We start from the raw sequence: 18,701 nt of genomic DNA on the forward strand, positions 1-18,701 counted from the left end.
CCCGGAAGCCTGGGGCTTCCGGGCCTTCGCCGGTGCGCTCGTTCACGGGCGGCGCGTGGACGGCGACGTCACCGGAACAGTTTGCGGAGGAAGACGACGAACGCGCTCCCCGCCACGGCCAGGACCGTGAGCGGCTGCCACCGCTCCCCGAGACCGGACGCCCTCGCCGCGGGCGACGATCCGGCCGTCGCCCCGAACCGGGACCCGAACGTCGCACCGGACTTCGAGCCGTTCTTTGCGAGCAGTCCCTTGACGTCCTTGGGTGTGGTCTTCATGGTGCGGCTGGTGCGGTCCACGAAGCCCTTGGTGGTGGACTGGATGGTCTCCGCCCGGCCCTGGACGTCGTCGCGCAGCGTCTTGAGGTGCTCGCGGCGCAGCTTGAGCCGGTGCCGCAGCTGCTCCTCGGTGGGCGCCGGGGGCTTCTGCCGGGCCGGGTCCTGCGCGGCCTCGCGCTTCTCCTGCTCCTTGCGCTCCCGGGCCAGCTGCTCCTCGCGCTGGACGCGGCTCTCCGTGTAGGCGGAGCCCTCCTTGACCACGCCGAGGTCGTACTTCGTCCCGAAGACGGCCTTGCGCGGCACCAGCGGGAGGGCCTTCTTGATGGTGGCCACCCCGATGAGCGCGGCGACGGCCAGGATGATCAGGAAGAGCACGGCGAGCAGCAGGGCCGCCAGCCAGGCCGGCATGAGCTGGGACAGTCCGGCGATCGCGGCCCCGACGAGGGCGATGGTCGCCAGCAGCAGGAACACCAGGCCGACGACGACGAACGCCGCGCCCTTGCCCAGCGTCTTCGCCTTCTCCGTGAGCTCGAGCTTGGCCAGCTGGGCCTCGTCCTTGAGCTGCTTGGGCAGCAGCCGGGCGAAGACCTTGACGACGTCGAGGATCGACGCCGACCCGGGGTCGGAGTGCTCCGACCCCGTTCCCGACGCCCCGCCCGTGCTGGGGCCTACCGAATGACTCATGCCCGCCTCCGTTGATGATGAGAAAAGTACGTGGACTGAGCACCAAGCTACCATCGGGGACGCCGCCGGCGGGCGAGCACCGGGCCGCGACGGGGTCGGCCGGGACGTGCGGAAGGGCCCGTCCGAAAATCCCGGACGGGCCCCGCAGGTAGCTGCTTAACCGGCGCCCCTACTTCCCGTAGTCCTTGAACACGACGTGATACTTGACGTTCTTGTTCTTGCCATGGTGGTAGCTGCAGACGTCCACCCACTTCTTGTTGTACTTCTCGGTGTCCTTCGCCTCATCGAGGAACTTCCACCACTTCTTGACGTCGCACTTCTCCCCGGCGTACTCCGCCGCTTCCTTGACCGACAGAATGTCGTGATCGACTACCCACTTGTGGTCGCTCTTCTTGTGGTGCTTGACGACGAGCACCTTGATCTTGTTGTCCCCGTACTTATGGTAACGCTCACTATCCTTATCGCCGGAAGCGAGTGCCGGTGTTGCTCCCCCGAACAGCAGTCCGGCCACGGCGACGCTCGCTACCATCTTTTCCAGAGTTTTCACTGTGCTCCCCCTTGGTGAATAAGGTGAGACCAGCGTAATTCGCTTCTGACAAGGGCCTCAATAGCAAATGGTGACGTTACGAACGCGGTACGGTCACGCTTCGGCACTACCGCACGGTGGACGCGGCAGTAGCTCTGAGGATGCCCGCCCGGGCTCATTCCCAGCCACCGAAGTCAGGGATGCAGGACCGTTGTGCGGATGACAGACAGCGGGCACCGCATCCTGCGTCCGGAGAGCACCGAGGAGTGGTTGTCGACATCCACTCAGACCGTGTCCCGTCCTCCGCACAGGGGAAGATCCCGTTACAGGATCAGCTCGTCGCTTGAGAACGCACTCGCCGCTGCGGCTTCCGTAGCCACGCACAGCACACGTGATCGGGTTCCCAGGTCAAGATGTTCCCTGACCGGGCCGGCGAACGCTCCCCGAAGTCCGGCCATCAGTCCGGCAAGGCCGGCAGCACCGCTGGGACCGGTGTCCACGCCGCAGGATCCCATTTCGGCCACCGCCGCCAAGCTCCACTTGTCCTCGAGAGCAACACAGCAGCTGACTCCGGCCGCGAGCAGTGGAAAGGCGGTCAGCGACACGGTTCCGCACTGCAGCACTGCCATGGCAGTCGGCGTGGTTGCCGCGACCGTCTGCGGCTGCCCGGAGGCCACGGCCGCGAAAACACTTGCCGCGTCCTCGGGCTCGGCGACGACCACATTTGCCCGGCGCCCAGAATGCGGTCGTCGCGCCCACACCGTGGCCGCCGCTGCCAGTCCACCGACGCCGGCTTGGATTCCAATGGCGTCCAAGTCCTCTCGATCGTCGGCGCACAGCTGTGCCTCGACCTCCAGGAACGCGGTGGTGTACCCGGCCGAAACCATTTGTGGCACTGCGTCGGAGGCGGAACGAGCCGTATCACTGATGAGCAACCGGCCCTGCATTCCGCCGTCCTCCAACGCCGCGTCCACTGCTGCGTCGTAGTTGCCGTCCACCACGACTAGTTCCGCTCCTTCGTCGATGATGGCTCGTCGGCGGGTCTCCGACACGAACGGCGGGACGAAGATCCGGGCCTCGAGACCGAACCAGTTGGCCACGCGGGCGACGGCCCGGCCGTGATTGCCGTCGGTGGCCGCCACCAGGGTCAGCGGGCGCGCCGGCAAGGCCCACTCCTTCAGCATCTGGGGTGTGAGGTCGCTGTCCGGGACAGGCCCCAAGGTCTCGCGCAGGGCCGCGTACGTCGCCCAGGACGCCCCTAAGATCTTGAAGGAAGGGAGGCCGAAACGCGAGGTCTCGTCCTTCACCACGACGCTTCCCACGCCGAGCAGCGTCGCGAGACGCGGCGCCTCGACGAGCCGGGTGATCGCATAGCCCGGCAGCCGGCGATGGAAGTCCAACGGAGGGTCCGGGTCGGCGTCGGCCCAGGTGTTCACGGGTTCATTGAGGAGCACGCGCATGGGATCTCACGCCCCCCCTCGCGGTCGCGACGGACGGTGTGCCGACCGCGGACTGGGCCGGATTGCCGATCCACGTCGATTCGCTTTCGACCATCTCGCCCTTCATCACGAACGAGTTTTGCCCGATGACGGCCAGGTCCTCCATCGTGACGTCATAGTGCAGGTTGGCGGCACAGTCGAGGGTGCAGCCCATGCCGATCTTCACGCGCCCGGACTTAAAGACGCCCTCCTCGAGGGAGTGTGGCTGGATGACGGTGTGCGAATTAAGATTGGTGTAGTCACCGATCGTGATCAGGGTGTATTCGTCGAAGTAGGCGCCGTCGTCGAACACCATCCTGCCTAGGTGGATCCCCTCCATCCGGGAGAAGAAGTTCTTGATCGGTGTGCCGGCGAAGAGTGGAGCGATGAACCACAGGGTGGTCAGTTTCCAGACACGCTCGTGGAACCAGAAATAGGGATCCAGGAGCGGAACAATCTTTGGCTGCAGCTGTCCGAACCTCAGCACGCCTCGCTCGACCACCCACATCCACAGGATGGTGGACAGGAACGTCGCCCAACTGACGACGTAGACGGCGAAGAAGCCGGCCGACATGTAGGCGGCGACTCCCGAAATCACCCCAATCGTCAGAATCGTCCCTGCCACCCAGGCGTTAAGCAGGTAGAGTACGGCGCTGCCCAGGTTGTACCTGTTCTTGGCCCGAAGCAGCCGGAGGCGACTGCACTCGTCGATCCGAGACATTCGCAGGTCCCTCTCGGTGGCTCGAGGAATTTCGAAAGCGGGTGACCCGAGGAGACCAGTGTTCTCGCGCACCGGTCCGTCGATCGGTGTCAGCGCTTTCGTGCCGATCAAGCAGTTCTCACCGACCACCGAGTTGCTCGGCAGGTGAAGGTAGTTCCCGAGGTAGTTCTGCTTCCCCACTCTCACGGTCCCGAGCTTGAAAGCGTCGCTGGACATGGTCTCGTTGACGAACTTGATTCCCCCGGAGACCATCGTGCCGGATCCTACATCGACCATGAAGGGATTCTCGTGCTTCTGCGTGATCCCGAAGTTGGAGCCCGTCTGGACGACCTCGTTCAGTTGGTATCCGACCCACCGCAGATAGTGAACGATGGCCGAGCTGTCCCCGAAGAGCCGGTTGTTGAAGACGGAGTTGCTGGTGCGGCTGATCATCTGCTGCACAAAGTAGTGGAATCCATAGAGAACATAGGTACGGCCCTCATGCAGGAACAAATTCAAGATTCTGGGAATGATCCCGATACTGAGCATCCTGAACACCGTGAAGACCACGAACAAGGTCAGCGAGAAGACGGTAGCCGAAACCACGTGGGATAGGAGCTGAACGTCGTGGGCGAGCATTTCGTTCTCCCACTGGACAATCCTTCGCCATAACTCCGGGGCCCCGACCATGATGACGACCAGCGGCACGGCTCCCGCGGCGAAGCCCACGAACAGGAAGCCGAGGGCATAGGTCCATCGTCGGAGTGCGCCGCACCGCCGGGCATCGATCGCACAGTAGTCGGCGTCTGTCTCGACGGCCGGGCTGCCGTGAAAGTGCTTGCCCTGGGGGATTCGCTGTCCCTCGTGCAACGACGAGGCGAATGCCAGCTGAGAACCGTCCCCCATGACAGTGTTGATGTCGACCACGCCTGCCTCGCCCACGAAAGCGTTGGACCCGATGTGGATGGTTCCGATGTGGATTCGGTTGGAGCGCGCCTTGTACCCCTGGATGACCGTGTCCCTTTCGACGATGGTGTGCGCACCGATGGAGATGAGGTCCGTGGTCACGGGGATCATCCGCGACAGTATGACGGTGTCGACACCGATCTTCGCCCCGAGCAGCCGGAGATAGACGTTTCGGATGGGCCCGCCGACCAGCGCCATCGGGGCGATGCGCGTGGAAGTCTTGACCAACCAGAAGCGGAAATAGCGCATGCTCCAGATCGGGATGCTCTCGGCCTGCCAGCGTCCGATCAGTGTCCACTTGAGCACGATCGGTATGGCGCTCGAGAGTGCGAAGATCGCCAGGGAGTAGACGACCACCCGCAGATAGGTCTCGAGCAGAGAAGGCATCGCCTCGTACGCCCATACGATCCCCGTCACGAAGAGCCACAACGCCAGGAGCGCCGTACCAACTATGACTGAAGCCTGCAACGTGCCGCACAGCCAGTACGAGGAGCGCGGAGGACAATAGAAGTCCTCCCGGTTCGATCGGTCCTCCGCTGCAAACCGGGCGTCCCCCACCAACGACTCGAGTCGGAGAGCAAGATCTTCAATGGTGGGGTGGAGGTAGATCTCTCGCATCGAGACCGACGAGAGATCCAGGCGCTTGCGGATCTGGCCACCGAACCTTGCCATCAGTAAGGAGTGGGCACCGAGGTCCTTGAAAAAGTCGTCCGTGACCGATACTCGCTCGATACCCATGACCTCCCTGAGGGTCTCCGCCAGGACTCGTTCCGTCTCGGTCCGCGGTGGAATGTGCGTGCCGGTGGACACAGCCAGACGCGGTCTCCTCGGGGCGGGCAGCGCCTTGCGATCGACCTTGTGGTTGCTGGTCATCGGAATGAACGCCAGTTCCTCGAGGTAGCTCGGCACCATGTAGGGAGGCAGCTGCCGGCGCAGGTTCTCCGCCATCTCGGCCGGTGCCGGCTCGGCGGCGCCCTGCTTGCGGATGTAGTAGCCCACCAGCTCGATGGCCCCGGGCGCGATTTCGAAAGGGTTGACGACAGCATGAGACACCGAAGGATGCTGGGTCAGCACCGACTCGATCTCACCCAGCTCGATCCGGTAACCCCGCAGCTTCACCTGGGTGTCGATCCGTCCGTGGAACTCCAACTCACCGTCCGCGGTGATGCGACCGTAGTCGCCCGTCCGGTAGATCCGGCCTGAGGGGTTGTTGGGGAGGGCCAGGAAGTCCTGGATGAACTTCTGTTCGGTGAGCTCTTCCCGGTTCAGATAGCCGCGAGCCAGGCAGGGACCCGCGATGCCGATCTCTCCGACGGCCCCGGCCAAGGCTTCGACCGGCCGGTGCTCATCCAGGATCACCACCGTATAGGTGGGCAGAGGCACTCCGATCGTCACCGGGCGGTCCGGCTCCAGGACTCGCAATGTGGAACTCACCGAGCACTCGGTCGGCCCGTACGCATTGAGGATCTGTCGGCCCGGGCGATGCCAGCGAGCCACAAGATGGTGCGGAACCGCCTCACCGGAGAGCTGGATGATGCGGACTTCCGGCAGGTCATCCTCCAAGGTCGCCCACAGCGTCGGAACACACGGGAGTACCGTGACGCGCTGCTGGCTCAAATAAGCATGCAGATCCGCGCCGAACAGACCACCACCGGATTTGCCCGCCACCAAGGTGGAACCAGCCACGAGCGGGGTCCACAGGTCCTCGACGTGGAAGTCGAAGGCCAGGGACATACCCTGGTAACAACGGTCCTCCGGTCGATAGCCGTAGACTTCTCCGGCAACTTTGACGAAGTTGCAGATTCCCGCGTGCTCGATGGCCACCCCCTTAGGCCTACCGGTCGTTCCCGAGGTGTAGATGATGTAGAACAGTTCGTCGCCCTCCAGGGAAGGCTTCTCGTGGACCTCTAGGCGATGGGCAGGCCTGGTCTCCACCTGACGCGCGATCCGGTCCTGATAGACACACAGGACAGCGAAGTCGGCGAGCTTGGACTCGAAGACCGAGACCGAGATGATTGCCTCGATTTCCGCGTCGTCGATGATGTATGCAATCCGGTCTGCCGGAAAACTCGGATCGAGGGGAACGTAGGTGGCCCCGATCTTGAGCAGTGCCAACAGCGCCACGTAGCCGTGGACGGACTTGTCGAAGAGGACCCCGATCCGGTCGCCGGCTCGTAGGCCCAGTTCCAGGAAGTGCCTGGCCGTCTGATTGGCCCGTGCGTCGAGCTCCCGGAATGTCAGGATTTCACCCTCGGTGATCACCGCCGGGTGGTCGAACGGCAGCTCGTCACATCGCTGTTCGAAGTAGTGCTCAAGTCGTTGGCCGGGCCGCCAACGAACCGTGTTGTCCACGTCATGCCGGACGAGCACAGGACTCAAGTCGGCGAGAACCGCGTTCCCAGCTGGCTGCGGAGACTTGCTTCCGTGCGACTCAATGTGCATGTGCGTCTGCATCATGTGCCTCCTTCGTCAGATGCGGTTGGAGACTGTGCCGACCCGACGGGGAACCATCCGCCGAAGCACGGTCGACGGGGCCTGACACCATCACCCCCAGGGGCCGACCGGTGATCGACGACATCTTCGTACCGAACAGCTCCGCGTACCCCTCTACCCACGCGAACCTCGTGGGAGTGGGCACGAACGGCACCCCCACTGGAAGGGCACGAACAGCACCTGTCCGTGCACGTCCTGATTCCCCTAATGATGGGATCTGTCGCGATAAAGGCATGACAAAACCAATCCATGAACGCTTCGAATCCCCTGTTTGACACCTCCGGAATTCCCCACCGGAGTGCCTCGGATAGGGATCAGGGTAACGCCGCAGATGCAAATCCAGGAGAGTTGGTCGCCATGTTTCAGCCGGTCAAATGGGTACTAAAGCAAATTATAGTTGTGATTGAATGCATATTCGGGCGATCCCGAAACTGTCAGTAATTTTTGAGAATTCCTGGGTAACAGGGTTGCGCCTGGCTAGGGTCTGAGCCATACCGAACCAGATTCATAACCTGCCAGTAACTGTGAAGCATTCTCCTTCGTCATTCAGGAGCCGGCACATCGGGACGCCGATCGGCAATGCCCCTTCCCAGGATCCGGCCGGACGGTTCGGACGGTTCGGACGGTCACAGCATCAGCCAGGACAGACGCCCGGCATCGAGCGAGCGCGAAGCGTCCGCCCGGATCGCCGATCGGGTTGATGACCACCTAGCCCATTCCTCAACCACTGGGAGTCGTCACCATGTCCACCACCATCTTCGAGGCCCTCGAGTCCGACGTCCGCAGCTACTGCCGCAGCTGGCCGGCGGTCTTCGAGACCGCTCGCGGCTCCCGGCTGCACGCCGAGGACGGCGGGGTTTACCTGGACTTCTTCTCCGGCGCGGGAGCACTGAACTACGGGCACAACGATCCGGACCTCAAACGTGCGCTGCTCGAGTACCTGGCCGCCGACGGTGTCGTCCACTCCCTGGACACCTACACCACGGCCAAGCGCCAATTCCTCACCGCTTTCGAGCACCATGTCCTCCGGCCGCGCGGCCTAGACCACAAGGTCCAGTTCACGGGGCCCACGGGGACCAACAGTGTGGAGGCCGCCCTCAAACTGGCACGGCTGAACACCGGACGTACGGGCGTCGTCGCCTTCACGAACGCCTTCCATGGCATGACCCTGGGGTCCCTGTCCGTCACGGGCAACGCCATGAAGCGCAATGGCGCAGGCGTGCCGCTCCCGTTCGTCACAACCGCACCGTACGACGGGTACCTGGAGGACCAGTCCTGGGGCCTCTCCTGGCTGGCCAGGTCGTGGGCAGACCCCAGCTCCGGGATGGAACGCCCCGCTGCCGTCATTGTTGAGACCGTCCAAGGCGAGGGCGGTCTGAACGCCGCCCGTGCCGAGTGGCTGCGCGGACTTGAGGCGCTCTGCCGGGGGAACGACGTCCTGCTGATAGTCGACGACGTCCAGGCGGGCTGTGGGCGCACCGGCACCTTCTTCAGCTTTGAGGAGGCCGGCATCACCCCGGACATCGTGTGCCTGTCGAAGTCCATCTCGGGCTACGGGCTGCCCATGGCCCTAGTCCTCCTGCGCCCCGAGCTGGACGTCTGGCAGCCCGGCCAGCACAACGGAACCTTCCGCGGCAACAACGCCGCTTTTGTCACCGGCACCGCCGCTCTGGAGAAGTACTGGGCCGACGACGGCGCCTTCCAGCGCTCCGTCGTGAATCGCGGGGGACAACTCGGGGACGGCCTCGCGCGGATCGCGGCGCTGGTGGAGGGCGCGACCTGTCGCGGACGGGGGCTACTGGCCGGGGTCCACTTCCCCGATCCGGAGCTGGCGGAACGGATCGCCGGAGCCGCCTACGAACGACACCTGCTCGTCGAGACCTCGGGGGCGCGGTCCGAGGTCCTCAAGGCCATGCCTGCCCTGAACATCTCCCGGGAGGAGCTCGACGAAGGTCTCGAGATCCTCATGGAGGCCGCGCTTGCGGTGCTTTCCGACGGCCGCCCGCGCACCCCTGCACGGATGGTGGTTCGGGAGACGATGCCCAGCGCCGGCCGCTACTGAGCCTCGGGCCGCACTACGGCATCGTGTCGCGTATGCCAGTGCGGTCCTGGTCCTAGTGCGATCCTCCTCCGGAGGACATGGACATAGACCGCCGGCGTGCGCTCTTCGCCACGGCGCCGACCGCCCGCTCCAGCGGTCCCTGTCCCAGTGCTCGTTGCCATGCCACCGAGAACAGGACCGCCGACACCAGCTGGATCGTGAACCACAGGTAGGGCCGGTCGTAGTGGACCTCGAAGGCCAGCGCGACCAGGTGGGCGGTGTACAGGGACAGAGTCATCGAGCCCATCGCCGAGAGCGGCAGCAACCAGGCGCCGACGGCCCGGGAGAGCAGCAGGAAGAAGCCCAGTACCGCGATTCCTGTGCCGAGGCTCACGGCGATGGCCAGCGGGGCGTTGGTGTGCGGCGTAGCGACCGCGAGCGACCACCAGGTGTCGGTGGGCAACCAGTCCGATCCCCAGACCAGCACGTCGGCCAGTTCTTGCTCGTCTCCTGAGGAGACGGCCAGCAGCCGATCGTAGCCACCCAACCTGTAGATCAGGACGTATGAGGTCGCCTGTGCGCAGACGGACACGCCGACGCCGACCAGCAGCAGGCGGACCTGGACGGCCCTCCTCCGGAGATCGATCCGGCCAAGTCCCATGCCGGCCAGCAGATAGGTGAGATACGCCAGAGCGGGATAGGTCCCCGTCAGCAGCAGCTGAGCGGCCGTCGCCCCGGGCTGCGAGAACAGATCCCCGAACGAGGGGTTCCCGGAGACGAACCCGGGAAGCTCGTCGCGCAGCAGTTGCATGAGCACCGGAGCCATGATCAGGAAGAGCGCCGCCGAGCCGAAGAGCGTCGTCGGGCCCGAGCGCAGGAAGGGGGCGGCCAGCATGAAGAACATGCCGTAGTAGATCAGGATGTTGTCCGCCGGCAAGTCGTCGGACAACAAGGACCCGATGCCCAGCCCCAGCACGGCGGTCAGCGCCGCGCGCACCACGACGGCCACCCGGTCCGCCGTCAGTTCTCTGCCCCCGTGCGGATGAGTCCTCCCTGATGCCAGGGCCAGACCAACGCCGGCCAGCAGCGCAAACAGCGCCGCCGAGTCCCCGGAGAAAAGGATGTGGGACCAGGTCGGCTCCCCGGTCTCGTCGGAGGACGGTAGCACGTGCACGGACATCAGACCGATGAGCGCCAGTCCGCGGGCCGCGTCGACGCCCACCAGGCGCCCGGAAGACTTCGGTGCGGTGTTCCCGCCCCGGGAAGAGCCGGGTTTTGCTGTCCGGGCCGTCCAACGCATCGTTCCCCCTGGTGTGCCAGACCCCGACCGGGAGCACTGCCGGCCGGACCACCCCGCAACTCAGAATCCCGGCGCACCCGAAGCTGACCTGGGCAAAGCATGCAGCCCAAACTTTTGCTTTGGCTAGGAGGTACCTAATGATTTCATAAGATCTGCGCGAGCGGCAGCTCGGACCGCATCGTCGCTTCATGGCGTGTTGTCCGGCGAAGAGTGGGCATTACTTTTGCGACCGGATGCGGGTGAATAGGAGTGAGCGACGATCCGCGCTCCCGCCGGAAGGACGACCACCATGACCGCCATCCCTCGCGCCCATCCCGCCGAGTCGCTCGTGCGCGCCGGCGTCGTCGGAGCGCTCGGCGCCCGGGGCGTCGTCGTCACGTCGGTGGAGATGCTGTTCGACGGCCAGGAGTGGGCCGTGACCGTGTCCCACCACCCGCCGGGGATGTCGGAGAACGACGTGCGGGTGGCGGTCTGGACCGCCGTCCTGAACTACACGGCCGTCTTCGACGTGCACGCCCCCACGGACGGGGTGCGCATCAGCATCGAGGGATGAGCGGTCCGGCGGTGCCGGCACGGATCCGCTCAGCCTGCGGGGTTGACGGTGGTGCGCACGAGGTCGACGGATCCGCCGAGGCTGATGAGCCGGCCCGTGACCGTGTTGCGGGAGAAGATGCTCCACTCGGTGCCGAGGTTGCTGGCAATCCGGTTCTGGGCCAGGTGAGTGCCGACGGTGGCGACGCTGCCTGTACCGATGGCGATGGCGTCTGTGGCCCGCCAGTAGACGTTGGCGGCTCGTCCGGTGCCGCGCATTTGCACGGTCGCCCCGTTGCTGACGGTGATCGTGCGGGCCCGGAAGACGAACCGGGCGCTGGGATCGCCCTGGGCGTCGAGGACCAGGCTGCCGACCGTGAAGGCCCCGGTGGGGCTGGTGTAGACCCCAGGTGTCAGGGTCCCGGTCAGGGTGGCGGCTCGGTGCACCGTGGCCGGCCGGGCGTCGAGGGCGGCGGCCAGGGTGGTCGCGTCGGTCATCGCGCCCGCCGAGGTGGCGTTGTTGCGGTGCAGCGTCCCGCTGTACTCCCCGGAGCCCACCCCGTTGATCGACCCGGTGGGGCTGGTGCCGAGGTCGCCGTTGAGGGAGAAGAACCACCCGGCGGCGGTGCCTTCGTTGACCGCGGTGCGCGCCAGGACAGCGAAGGATGAGACCCGGCCCAGGATGATCTGGGGCAGCGCGGCCACGGACCAGGAGGCGCGGGTGCCGGTGCGGGCGGTGAAGGCGGCGGTGCTCGGCGGCACCGGCCAGGCCGTGAGCCCGGCCAGCACCGCGATACCGGCCACGGCCAGGGCGCCGCGGCGGGCGAGCACGGGCAGCTCCGCGGTGTCGCCGCCGGTCTCCGTGCTCTCGCGCTCATCGTCGTCGTCTCGACTGCGCGGAACGAAGACGACCAGCGTGAACAGCAGCGCCGCCGCCGTCCCGGCGGCCCACAGGCCCAGGGAGAGGTGCCCACCGGTGCCCAGCCACAGGGCCGGGAGGCCGATGAGCGGTACGAGCAGGCGGGCCTGGCCGGTGATCTGTTCACGGACCAGCGGGGCGGAGTCGACGTCCGCGTTGGCGTCCCCGGCGGTGGCGTAGGTGCCGTCCTCGTGGGCGATCACGATCCGGTGCAGGATCGGGCGCTCCCTCCCGTCGGGCCGGGCTTCGGCGGGGCTGATGAACTGCACGACCCCACCGAGCGGCACCGGCTGATCATCCGGCAGGTCGGCGAGCACAACGACGTCACCGGGGTCGACGTGCGGCTCCATCGACCCGGTCTCGATGATGGTGGACTGCCAGCCGAACAGCGCCGGGACCAGCGCGATGGCCGTCAGCGTGGCCAGCAGCAGGAGGTAGATCTGAGCGGCTGCGCCGGTGAACAACCGCACCCAGCCCCACAGCGCGGACGTCACCGTGTCAGGTGTCGGCTCGGCGGTGGGGCTGGGCTCGTGGTGGGTCCGGCTCGTCACGAAGAGGGATCAGGCGGGGTCGTTGCTCTCCAGCTCCCAGACCAGGTCCACGCTCACGTTCGCGACTTGCAGGGCGTCGATCTGCTGCGGGGTCAGGCCGGTGGTGTCGAACGTCCAGGTGCCGCGGTAGGTCGTCGACTCCCCGGCCGTGCCGGCCGTCTGCCACCGGGCGCCGCCGGTGGCGTAGTTGTTGTTGACCTGGGCCAGGGTGGACAGCGACTGAGCAGGCAGGGCGCCGGGCACGGGGCTGAAGCCGTCGCAGTTGTCGAAGGAACCGCCGGTGCCGCGCTCGACGACCAGGTCGATGTGGTCCTGCAGTCCGGCGGCGGAGCCGGAGAGGTTCTGGGTGTAGGCGCGCACCTCGCCGGCGACGGTGGAGTTGGAGGTCACCACGATGCACTTCTGACCGGTCTGGCCCGGAACCAGGTTCTCCACGGTGAAACCGGCGCGGCCGGCGTCGTCGTCGGTCAGGGCGACCTGGCCGGTGGCCCAGGAGTTGCCGGTATTGCGGGTGGTGGCCGTGAAAGCGGCCGTGGAGCCCTGCCAGACCAGCACGCCGGCCACGAGGACGGCGACGGGGGCGGCGGAGAGCCCTGCGATCTTGCGGGCGCGAGGAGCGGGGTGCGCATGGAGGTGGCCTGTTCCGCGACGGCGCCCTTGGTTTCAAGGCCCAGGAGCAGGAGTGTCCTGCACCGTCGCTGATGGAGGGTGAGAGGGGGGCGCGATGCGGCCGTGATGGGGGTCATCGGCCGATCGCGCTCACCGTGTGCGGCCTCCCCGGCGGACTCCAGGACCTTTGTCCACCCCCGACGCCTCCGACCATCGCCCCATGTGCGAAAGAGAATGCGACTCCGTGGCGCGGGCGCAACCTGCCGTCACATGCCTGGAGGCAGCATGGGCCTGTCCGGTGCAGGAGGGATCCTCCCGGTTCGGGCCCCGTCCTGCAGCGGCCGCTACCACGGCCCGGTCTTCCGGTTCGTCGAGCGCCCCGAGGACCGCCCGGGGGACCTCGTCGGCCGGCTTCAGCGGGCCACCGCTCCGGTCACGGCCGAAGCCGCCGGCCCCGCCCTCCAGCACCGGATCTGCGCATTGCTCCATTCGTACCCCGCCATGATTCTGTTCCACCGTGCTTCCGGTGCAGCAGAGAACCGCGTGATGGCGGCACCGTGGTGAAACAGCGGCGGCGTCTTTCACCGGAATGATCGGGAGGAAGGGGCTGCCGCACCGAGAGGTGACGATGACGCGTTCATCCACGTCACCCGTCCGTGCATCTGTCCTCCATCCCGACAAGGGGGCGTATCACGGGGCCTTGGCGATGCCCGCGCCGCGGTCGGCGACGTCGACCGTGGGGGCGAGAGCTCCGGTGTCGGCGTTGGCCATCAGCCGCGTGAACACGGTGGTGGCGGTGGAGGGAAGCGGTGCGGCCAGCACGTCCTCCCACCACAGGGCCGCCACCCCGGCCACATGGGGGCAGGCCATGGAGGTGCCGTTGAAGGAGACCAGGCCGCCGGTCCCGGACTCAGCGGACCAGACGTCCACCCCGGGCGCGGAGATCGACGGGAACGTGTTGGAGAAGCGGGCGATGCCCAGGCCCTCGTCGCCTCGTTGCAGAGCCCCCACGGACACCACCCCGTCGGCGGCGGCCGGAATGGACACGGCGATCTCATAGTCCGGATGGATGTGGCGTCTGCTCTCATTGCCGGCCGCGGCGATGACCACGGTGCCGCGACCGAAGGCGGCATTGTGCTTGACCATCCCCATCAACGCGTCGAACATGCGCAGGTTGGCCCGGTATCCCTCCAGCGCGGCCGAGGTCGCCAGGTCAGGGGGCCACCCCTGCAGCAGCAGCTCACTCACCAGGCCGGGGAAGTCGAAGCCCAAGGACATCGAGACGACGTCAGCGCCCTCCCGCACCGCCCATTGGATGCCGTGGAAGAGCATCTCGGAACTGCCGCTGCCACTGTCCGCCAGCACCTTCCCGATGAGCGCTCTCGGCACTCCCGGCGCAACGCCGATGCGCGTGCCCTCCACATCACGGCCGAAGATCGTCCCCGCGCAATGGGTGCCGTGGCCCTGGACGTCACCGTCCCCGTCACCGGAGAAGTCCTGCTGGATCAGCTCGACCCCGGCGAAGGCCGGGTGCGCAGCGTCGATGCCGGTGTCCAGCACGGCTACCGACACCCCGTCACCCGTCCGTGCGCTGTTGTCCGCCCCCACTGCCTGCACGCCCCACGTGGGTCCTGCTCCTGGCGCTGAGCGGGCCTCAGCGCCCGCCTCGTCGGCCGGGACGGGGGTGATGAGGTGCGTGGGCATGACCGGGGCGACGGCAGAGACCTCGGGGGCGCGGACAGCATCGAGCAGTTCGGCGTTGGTGAGCGTGGCGGTACTGATCTCCGGTGCCACGACCTCCCTGGTCTCGGCCATCCGGGGCGAGGCCCCGATCTGCCCGAACGGGTCGGTCGGGAAGGCGCGGTTGATGTCGCTGAGAATGACGTACTGGCGATTCATGGTTCCCCCTGGACTGATGACCTGCACCGCTCCGTGCACCACCTGCGGCGCCCGGATCAGGTCCGGTGCCTGTGGCCACTCCGGTGGTCGACGTCGTCAGCTTCCGGGGGCACCGGCCCGAAGGTCAATGCCTTCACAACTACCGATATCCATCCGAGACTTCTGGTCGTCGATCACTCGGCGCAGTCAACCGACGGTCGCAACCGCGTGCTGTTGAGCTGAGCGCAGCCGTTCCTCACGGGGCCTCGGCGGTGCGCGGGGTGGTCGATCGCTGATCACTGCGCGCCGAGCTCGTCGTCGACGCCCCGGACATGGCTCGGTGGCAGCGCCACCCCGGGATCGGATATGTCTCGCCCGGCGACCCCGACGCCCTGTCCACCACCGCTGCGCCTGCGGCATGAGCAGGCAACACCACCGGTCCGGGAAGGCGGGAACAGGTCACCACCGCGTTCACGGCGGTGCACGACGGCCACGCGGCCGCGACCCCTCTGACCAGGGACGTCACGGAACGGCGAGTTACCCGAACCATGGACGCCCGGCTCCATGCGTCTGCACCATTGAAGGGTGATCCAGATCCGGCACGAACTGATCAGCGCCCTGCACGAGGTGGCCGTGACCACCCACGACTCGGCGAACACGCCACCTCCTGCTGAGAGGTGCGAGTCGGTCCTGTGCTTGGTGGAAGGGCCTTATCTGGAGGTGCGCGGCGTCCGCACACACGTCCTGGAAGGATGCCAGCCGTTACTCGTGTTCCTCGCTCTCCATGGCGGAAGCGCACCGCGCTGGCAAGTGGCCGGGCAGTTGTGGCCGGAGGTCCAGGAGGAGCGGGCAGCGGGCAATCTGCGGTCAGTATTGTGGCGGCTCCGCAACTCGGGTGCCAGGATCGTCGATGCGGACAAGCGGGCGGTGTGGATACGTGCAGGCGTCGGTACAGACGTTGACATGGTCGAGGACTGGGCTTCCCGCATCACCGGGGGGACAGCGCGCTCGGAGGACTTGAACATCGGGTGGTGGCACCCCGAGGTCATCGATCTTCTTCCAGGGTGGCAGGACGACTGGATCGTCTTCAAGCGGGAGCGGTTGCGCCAGTTGGTGTTGCACGCGCTGGAATCTCTCGTGTCCATACAGATTGCTGCCTCCCGGTATGCCGAGGGCATCCAGGCCGCAATGCTTGCCGTCGAGATCGAGCCGCTCCGCGAGAGCGCTCAGCGCCGGCTGATCGAGGCACACATGGCCGAGGGCAACGTCTGTGAGGCCCATCGGGTGCTGCAGGTCTACCGAGAACTGTTGCACCTCGAAATGGGCTTCCAGCCCTCCGCCGAGCTGATGGCACTTGTGCCCGGCGGGGTTCACGGCGGGAGTTGAGCCCCCGAAACAGTGGTGCGGCGCGGTGGCCCTGCTCGCCGTCCCCGACGCGGCGGGCGACCTGCGCGGTCGGGGACCTAATCGAGCAACTGGAGCGGGACCTCGACGACCTGGGCCTCGTCCGCCGCCGTCACGCCGACGTGCGTGGTCGACACGAGATCGCCGGTGGAGACCTCACCGGACCCGGTGACGTCAACGTGCACGCGCACCGAGCAGCTCGACCGCGGGTCCGGACGCGGCACCGTGAGCTCGACCTCCACGGTGCGCCGGTCGCCCGGATCCGCGTCGTCATCGGGTACGAGCAGGATCGTGCGCTCGGCGACCGTGGTCGCCGCGGCGTCGGCCCTCCCGACGTCCTGCAGGCCGACCGTCGCGCACGCGCCGGCCGGGGGCAGCACCCCCGGGGGCACCTCGAACCGCACGGTGATGAGCATGGCTGTTCCTCCCGACGACGCCGTCCCAGTCAACTCTGTGACCGCCGCCCGGCGCGGTCAAGTGCGTGCGTCCGGCCGTGTGGCGGGGTGACGACCCGGTGACGGCCTCGTGACGGCGGGTCGCTAACGTACGTCTCGTCACACCCACCAGGGGTGCTGAGACGAGGGAGGTGGATCGTGGCCGAAGACACTGATGGCACGGACGTCGGCCAGGACGAGTTCACGCAGGACAACATCGGAGATCTCGGTGACGGCGGCGACGTGCGTACCGGGTACATCCGGCTCACCACCGGCGAACTCAAGGCGCTGCAGTTCAGCGTCGTGGGGAATCGGGCGCTCTTCGAGGGTGACATCGTGCTCGGCACGGTCGACGAGTTGGAGCGCGACACCGCGCTCATCAGCGGTGACGCCGATGGCGTCACCCACGGTGTCGGCATCACCGGCCAGCAGTACCGCTGGCCGAACGCCCTCTTGCCGTACGAGATCGACGCGGGCGTGACGAACGGGGAGGCCCGGGTCGCGGCCGCGATCGCGCACTTGGAGCAGATGACGAAGATGCGCTTCGTCCGCCGGACGGCGGCCAACGCGTCGACGTACCCGAACTACGTGCACGTCATCCGTTCCGACGGGTGCTGGTCGCGCGTCGGGATGCGCGGTGGACGGCAGGAGCTCAGCCTCGCCGACGGCTGCGGGTTCGGCGCCGTGGTGCACGAGTTCCTGCACGCGCTCGGCCTGTGGCACGAGCAGTCGCGCGAGGACCGCGACTCGTTCGTCACCGTGCACTGGGCCAACATCGAGGCCGGCAAGGAGCACAACTTCAACCAGCACATCTCCGACGGCGACGACATCGGCCCCTACGACTACGGGTCGATCATGCACTACGGGACCCACGGGTTCTCGAAGAACGGACAGCCGACCCTCACGCCCAAGCAGGCGGGCGCGAGCATCGGCCAGCGGAGCGGCCTGTCGACAGGCGACATCGCTGCGGTCCACTCGATGTACCGGCTGACCTACACGGTCACCGTCAGCCAGGTGTTCGCCACCGCCCAGTCCCGCAACGGCTGGGCCCATCTCGCCGGCCTCGGATGGCGGCAGGTCGAGCGCCTCACCGACGACGGCGTCACCAACACCTTCGCCCAGCTCGTGTTCGCGCGCGCCTTCGACCGATCGGTGACCGTCGTCGCCGACGGCTCCACCATCTACCAGGTCTACCTGCGGTAGCGACCACCGAAAGGACATCACCATGTGGACAGTCATCAATCAGACCTTCGCGACGCCGCAGGACAAGAACGCCTGGGCACACATCGCGGCCGACAACCTCGGCTGGCGGAAGGTCCAGCCCAACGCGGCGGACGGCGTCACCAACACCTTCCTCGTGCTGGTCGCCGCGAAGGCGTCGGGCAAGCAGGCCAACGTCGTCCTCAACGCCTCCAACGAGATCACACAGGCCTACCTGTGATGACGGGGAAAGGGAGGTGAGTGCGATGAGCAAGGACATCACCATCACCGTGACGGTCCACGGTGGCGAAGCCACCGTCGGCTCGGAAGGTTCGTCGGGGACTTCTGCGGGTTCGCTCGTCGGCGGCGCCCTCGCTCCACAGGATGTCGGGTTCCCCGACGAAGGGTCCCTGGGCCCGGGCGACTCCGGGGCCGACGTTCCCGCGGACGTCGGTACGCTCGGGGCCTCGGGTCACACCGGCTCCTCGGGCGGCGGGTCCGCGGCGGCGGGCGACTTCGACGTCCCGTTGTCGCTGGAACAACTCGCCGGCTCCGCCGACGCGGGCTCGGCCATCGGCAGTGCTGCCGGCGGGGGCGGAGACAGCCCGTTGCCGATCGGAGATCTCGAAGGGGACGTCGACGCTGGAGGGCCCGACGAGCCGGAGGACGTCGGCGCGCCGGAGGCCTGAACAGCTGGTGCAGAGGGCGGGCC

Annotated in this window: 15 protein-coding genes; 6 read left to right on the forward strand and 9 right to left on the reverse strand. The window is 66.8% G+C overall.

The features are described from left to right. Nucleotides 1-68: 68 nt before the first annotated feature. From ACFU0Y_RS09420 to ACFU0Y_RS09435, 4 genes are all read right to left on the reverse strand, one after another. Nucleotides 69-959 carry a phage holin family protein gene (locus ACFU0Y_RS09420; protein ID WP_380214222.1) on the reverse strand — a complete coding sequence of 297 codons (891 nt, stop codon included), beginning with the start codon at nucleotides 957-959 and terminating at the stop codon, nucleotides 69-71. 169 nt (nucleotides 960-1,128) lie between these two features. Next, a complete protein-coding gene (locus ACFU0Y_RS09425; protein ID WP_380214223.1) occupies nucleotides 1,129-1,506 on the reverse strand; it encodes a hypothetical protein in 378 nt (125 codons plus the stop codon). Between the two features lie 302 nt (nucleotides 1,507-1,808). Beyond that, a complete protein-coding gene (locus tag ACFU0Y_RS09430) occupies nucleotides 1,809-2,921 on the reverse strand; it encodes a pyridoxal-phosphate dependent enzyme (RefSeq protein ID WP_380214224.1) in 1,113 nt (370 codons plus the stop codon). Between the two features lie 4 nt (nucleotides 2,922-2,925). Next, complete coding sequence (locus ACFU0Y_RS09435) at nucleotides 2,926-7,086, reverse strand: Pls/PosA family non-ribosomal peptide synthetase (RefSeq protein ID WP_380214225.1); 4,161 nt, start codon at nucleotides 7,084-7,086, stop codon at nucleotides 2,926-2,928. Between the two features lie 778 nt (nucleotides 7,087-7,864). On the opposite strand from ACFU0Y_RS09435, the gene ectB reads away from it, so the two are divergent. Continuing rightward, nucleotides 7,865-9,184: a diaminobutyrate--2-oxoglutarate transaminase gene (gene ectB, locus ACFU0Y_RS09440; RefSeq protein ID WP_380214226.1), complete on the forward strand. Its 1,320-nt coding sequence runs from the start codon at nucleotides 7,865-7,867 to the stop codon at nucleotides 9,182-9,184. A 52-nt stretch (nucleotides 9,185-9,236) separates the two neighbouring features. Here ectB and ACFU0Y_RS09445 read toward each other — a convergent pair whose 3' ends face one another. Beyond that, on the reverse strand, nucleotides 9,237-10,385 hold the full coding sequence (locus tag ACFU0Y_RS09445; protein ID WP_380214227.1) for a heparan-alpha-glucosaminide N-acetyltransferase domain-containing protein: 1,149 nt from the start codon (nucleotides 10,383-10,385) through the stop codon (nucleotides 9,237-9,239). 367 nt (nucleotides 10,386-10,752) lie between these two features. Between ACFU0Y_RS09445 and ACFU0Y_RS09450 the strand changes: the two genes are divergently transcribed. Further along, the gene (locus tag ACFU0Y_RS09450; RefSeq protein ID WP_380214228.1) at nucleotides 10,753-11,016 is read left to right on the forward strand and encodes a hypothetical protein; all 264 of its coding nucleotides are present in this window, start codon (nucleotides 10,753-10,755) and stop codon (nucleotides 11,014-11,016) included. Nucleotides 11,017-11,045: 29 nt separating this feature from the next. On the opposite strand, the gene ACFU0Y_RS09455 is transcribed toward ACFU0Y_RS09450, so the two are convergent. From ACFU0Y_RS09455 to ACFU0Y_RS09465, 3 genes are all read right to left on the reverse strand, one after another. Next, complete coding sequence (locus ACFU0Y_RS09455) at nucleotides 11,046-12,464, reverse strand: ice-binding family protein (protein ID WP_380214229.1); 1,419 nt, start codon at nucleotides 12,462-12,464, stop codon at nucleotides 11,046-11,048. A gap of 9 nt (nucleotides 12,465-12,473) precedes the next feature. Then, a complete protein-coding gene (locus tag ACFU0Y_RS09460; protein WP_380214230.1) occupies nucleotides 12,474-13,019 on the reverse strand; it encodes a hypothetical protein in 546 nt (181 codons plus the stop codon). Between the two features lie 744 nt (nucleotides 13,020-13,763). Then, nucleotides 13,764-14,972 (reverse strand): S8 family serine peptidase, encoded by a 1,209-nt coding sequence (locus tag ACFU0Y_RS09465; RefSeq protein WP_380214232.1) that lies wholly within the window; start codon nucleotides 14,970-14,972, stop codon nucleotides 13,764-13,766. 564 nt (nucleotides 14,973-15,536) lie between these two features. On the opposite strand from ACFU0Y_RS09465, the gene ACFU0Y_RS09470 reads away from it, so the two are divergent. Continuing rightward, complete coding sequence (locus tag ACFU0Y_RS09470; RefSeq protein WP_380214233.1) at nucleotides 15,537-16,337, forward strand: BTAD domain-containing putative transcriptional regulator; 801 nt, start codon at nucleotides 15,537-15,539, stop codon at nucleotides 16,335-16,337. A 77-nt stretch (nucleotides 16,338-16,414) separates the two neighbouring features. Here ACFU0Y_RS09470 and ACFU0Y_RS09475 read toward each other — a convergent pair whose 3' ends face one another. Next, nucleotides 16,415-16,771, reverse strand: coding sequence for a hypothetical protein (locus tag ACFU0Y_RS09475; RefSeq protein WP_380214234.1), 357 nt, complete (start codon nucleotides 16,769-16,771; stop codon nucleotides 16,415-16,417). A 177-nt stretch (nucleotides 16,772-16,948) separates the two neighbouring features. Here ACFU0Y_RS09475 and ACFU0Y_RS09480 point away from each other — a divergent pair, with 177 nt between their 5' ends. From ACFU0Y_RS09480 to ACFU0Y_RS09490, 3 genes are read left to right on the forward strand one after another with little or no spacing between them, the layout of a single operon-like run. Next, complete coding sequence (locus tag ACFU0Y_RS09480) at nucleotides 16,949-17,992, forward strand: M12 family metallopeptidase (protein WP_380214235.1); 1,044 nt, start codon at nucleotides 16,949-16,951, stop codon at nucleotides 17,990-17,992. A gap of 22 nt (nucleotides 17,993-18,014) precedes the next feature. After that, nucleotides 18,015-18,230 (forward strand): hypothetical protein, encoded by a 216-nt coding sequence (locus ACFU0Y_RS09485; RefSeq protein ID WP_380214236.1) that lies wholly within the window; start codon nucleotides 18,015-18,017, stop codon nucleotides 18,228-18,230. A 25-nt stretch (nucleotides 18,231-18,255) separates the two neighbouring features. Then, the gene (locus ACFU0Y_RS09490; protein ID WP_380214237.1) at nucleotides 18,256-18,678 is read left to right on the forward strand and encodes a hypothetical protein; all 423 of its coding nucleotides are present in this window, start codon (nucleotides 18,256-18,258) and stop codon (nucleotides 18,676-18,678) included. Nucleotides 18,679-18,701: the final 23 nt, after the last annotated feature.

Origin of the sequence: Kocuria sp. NPDC057446 (genome assembly GCF_042802875.1) — a bacterium.
GTDB lineage: Bacteria > Actinomycetota > Actinomycetes > Actinomycetales > Micrococcaceae > Kocuria.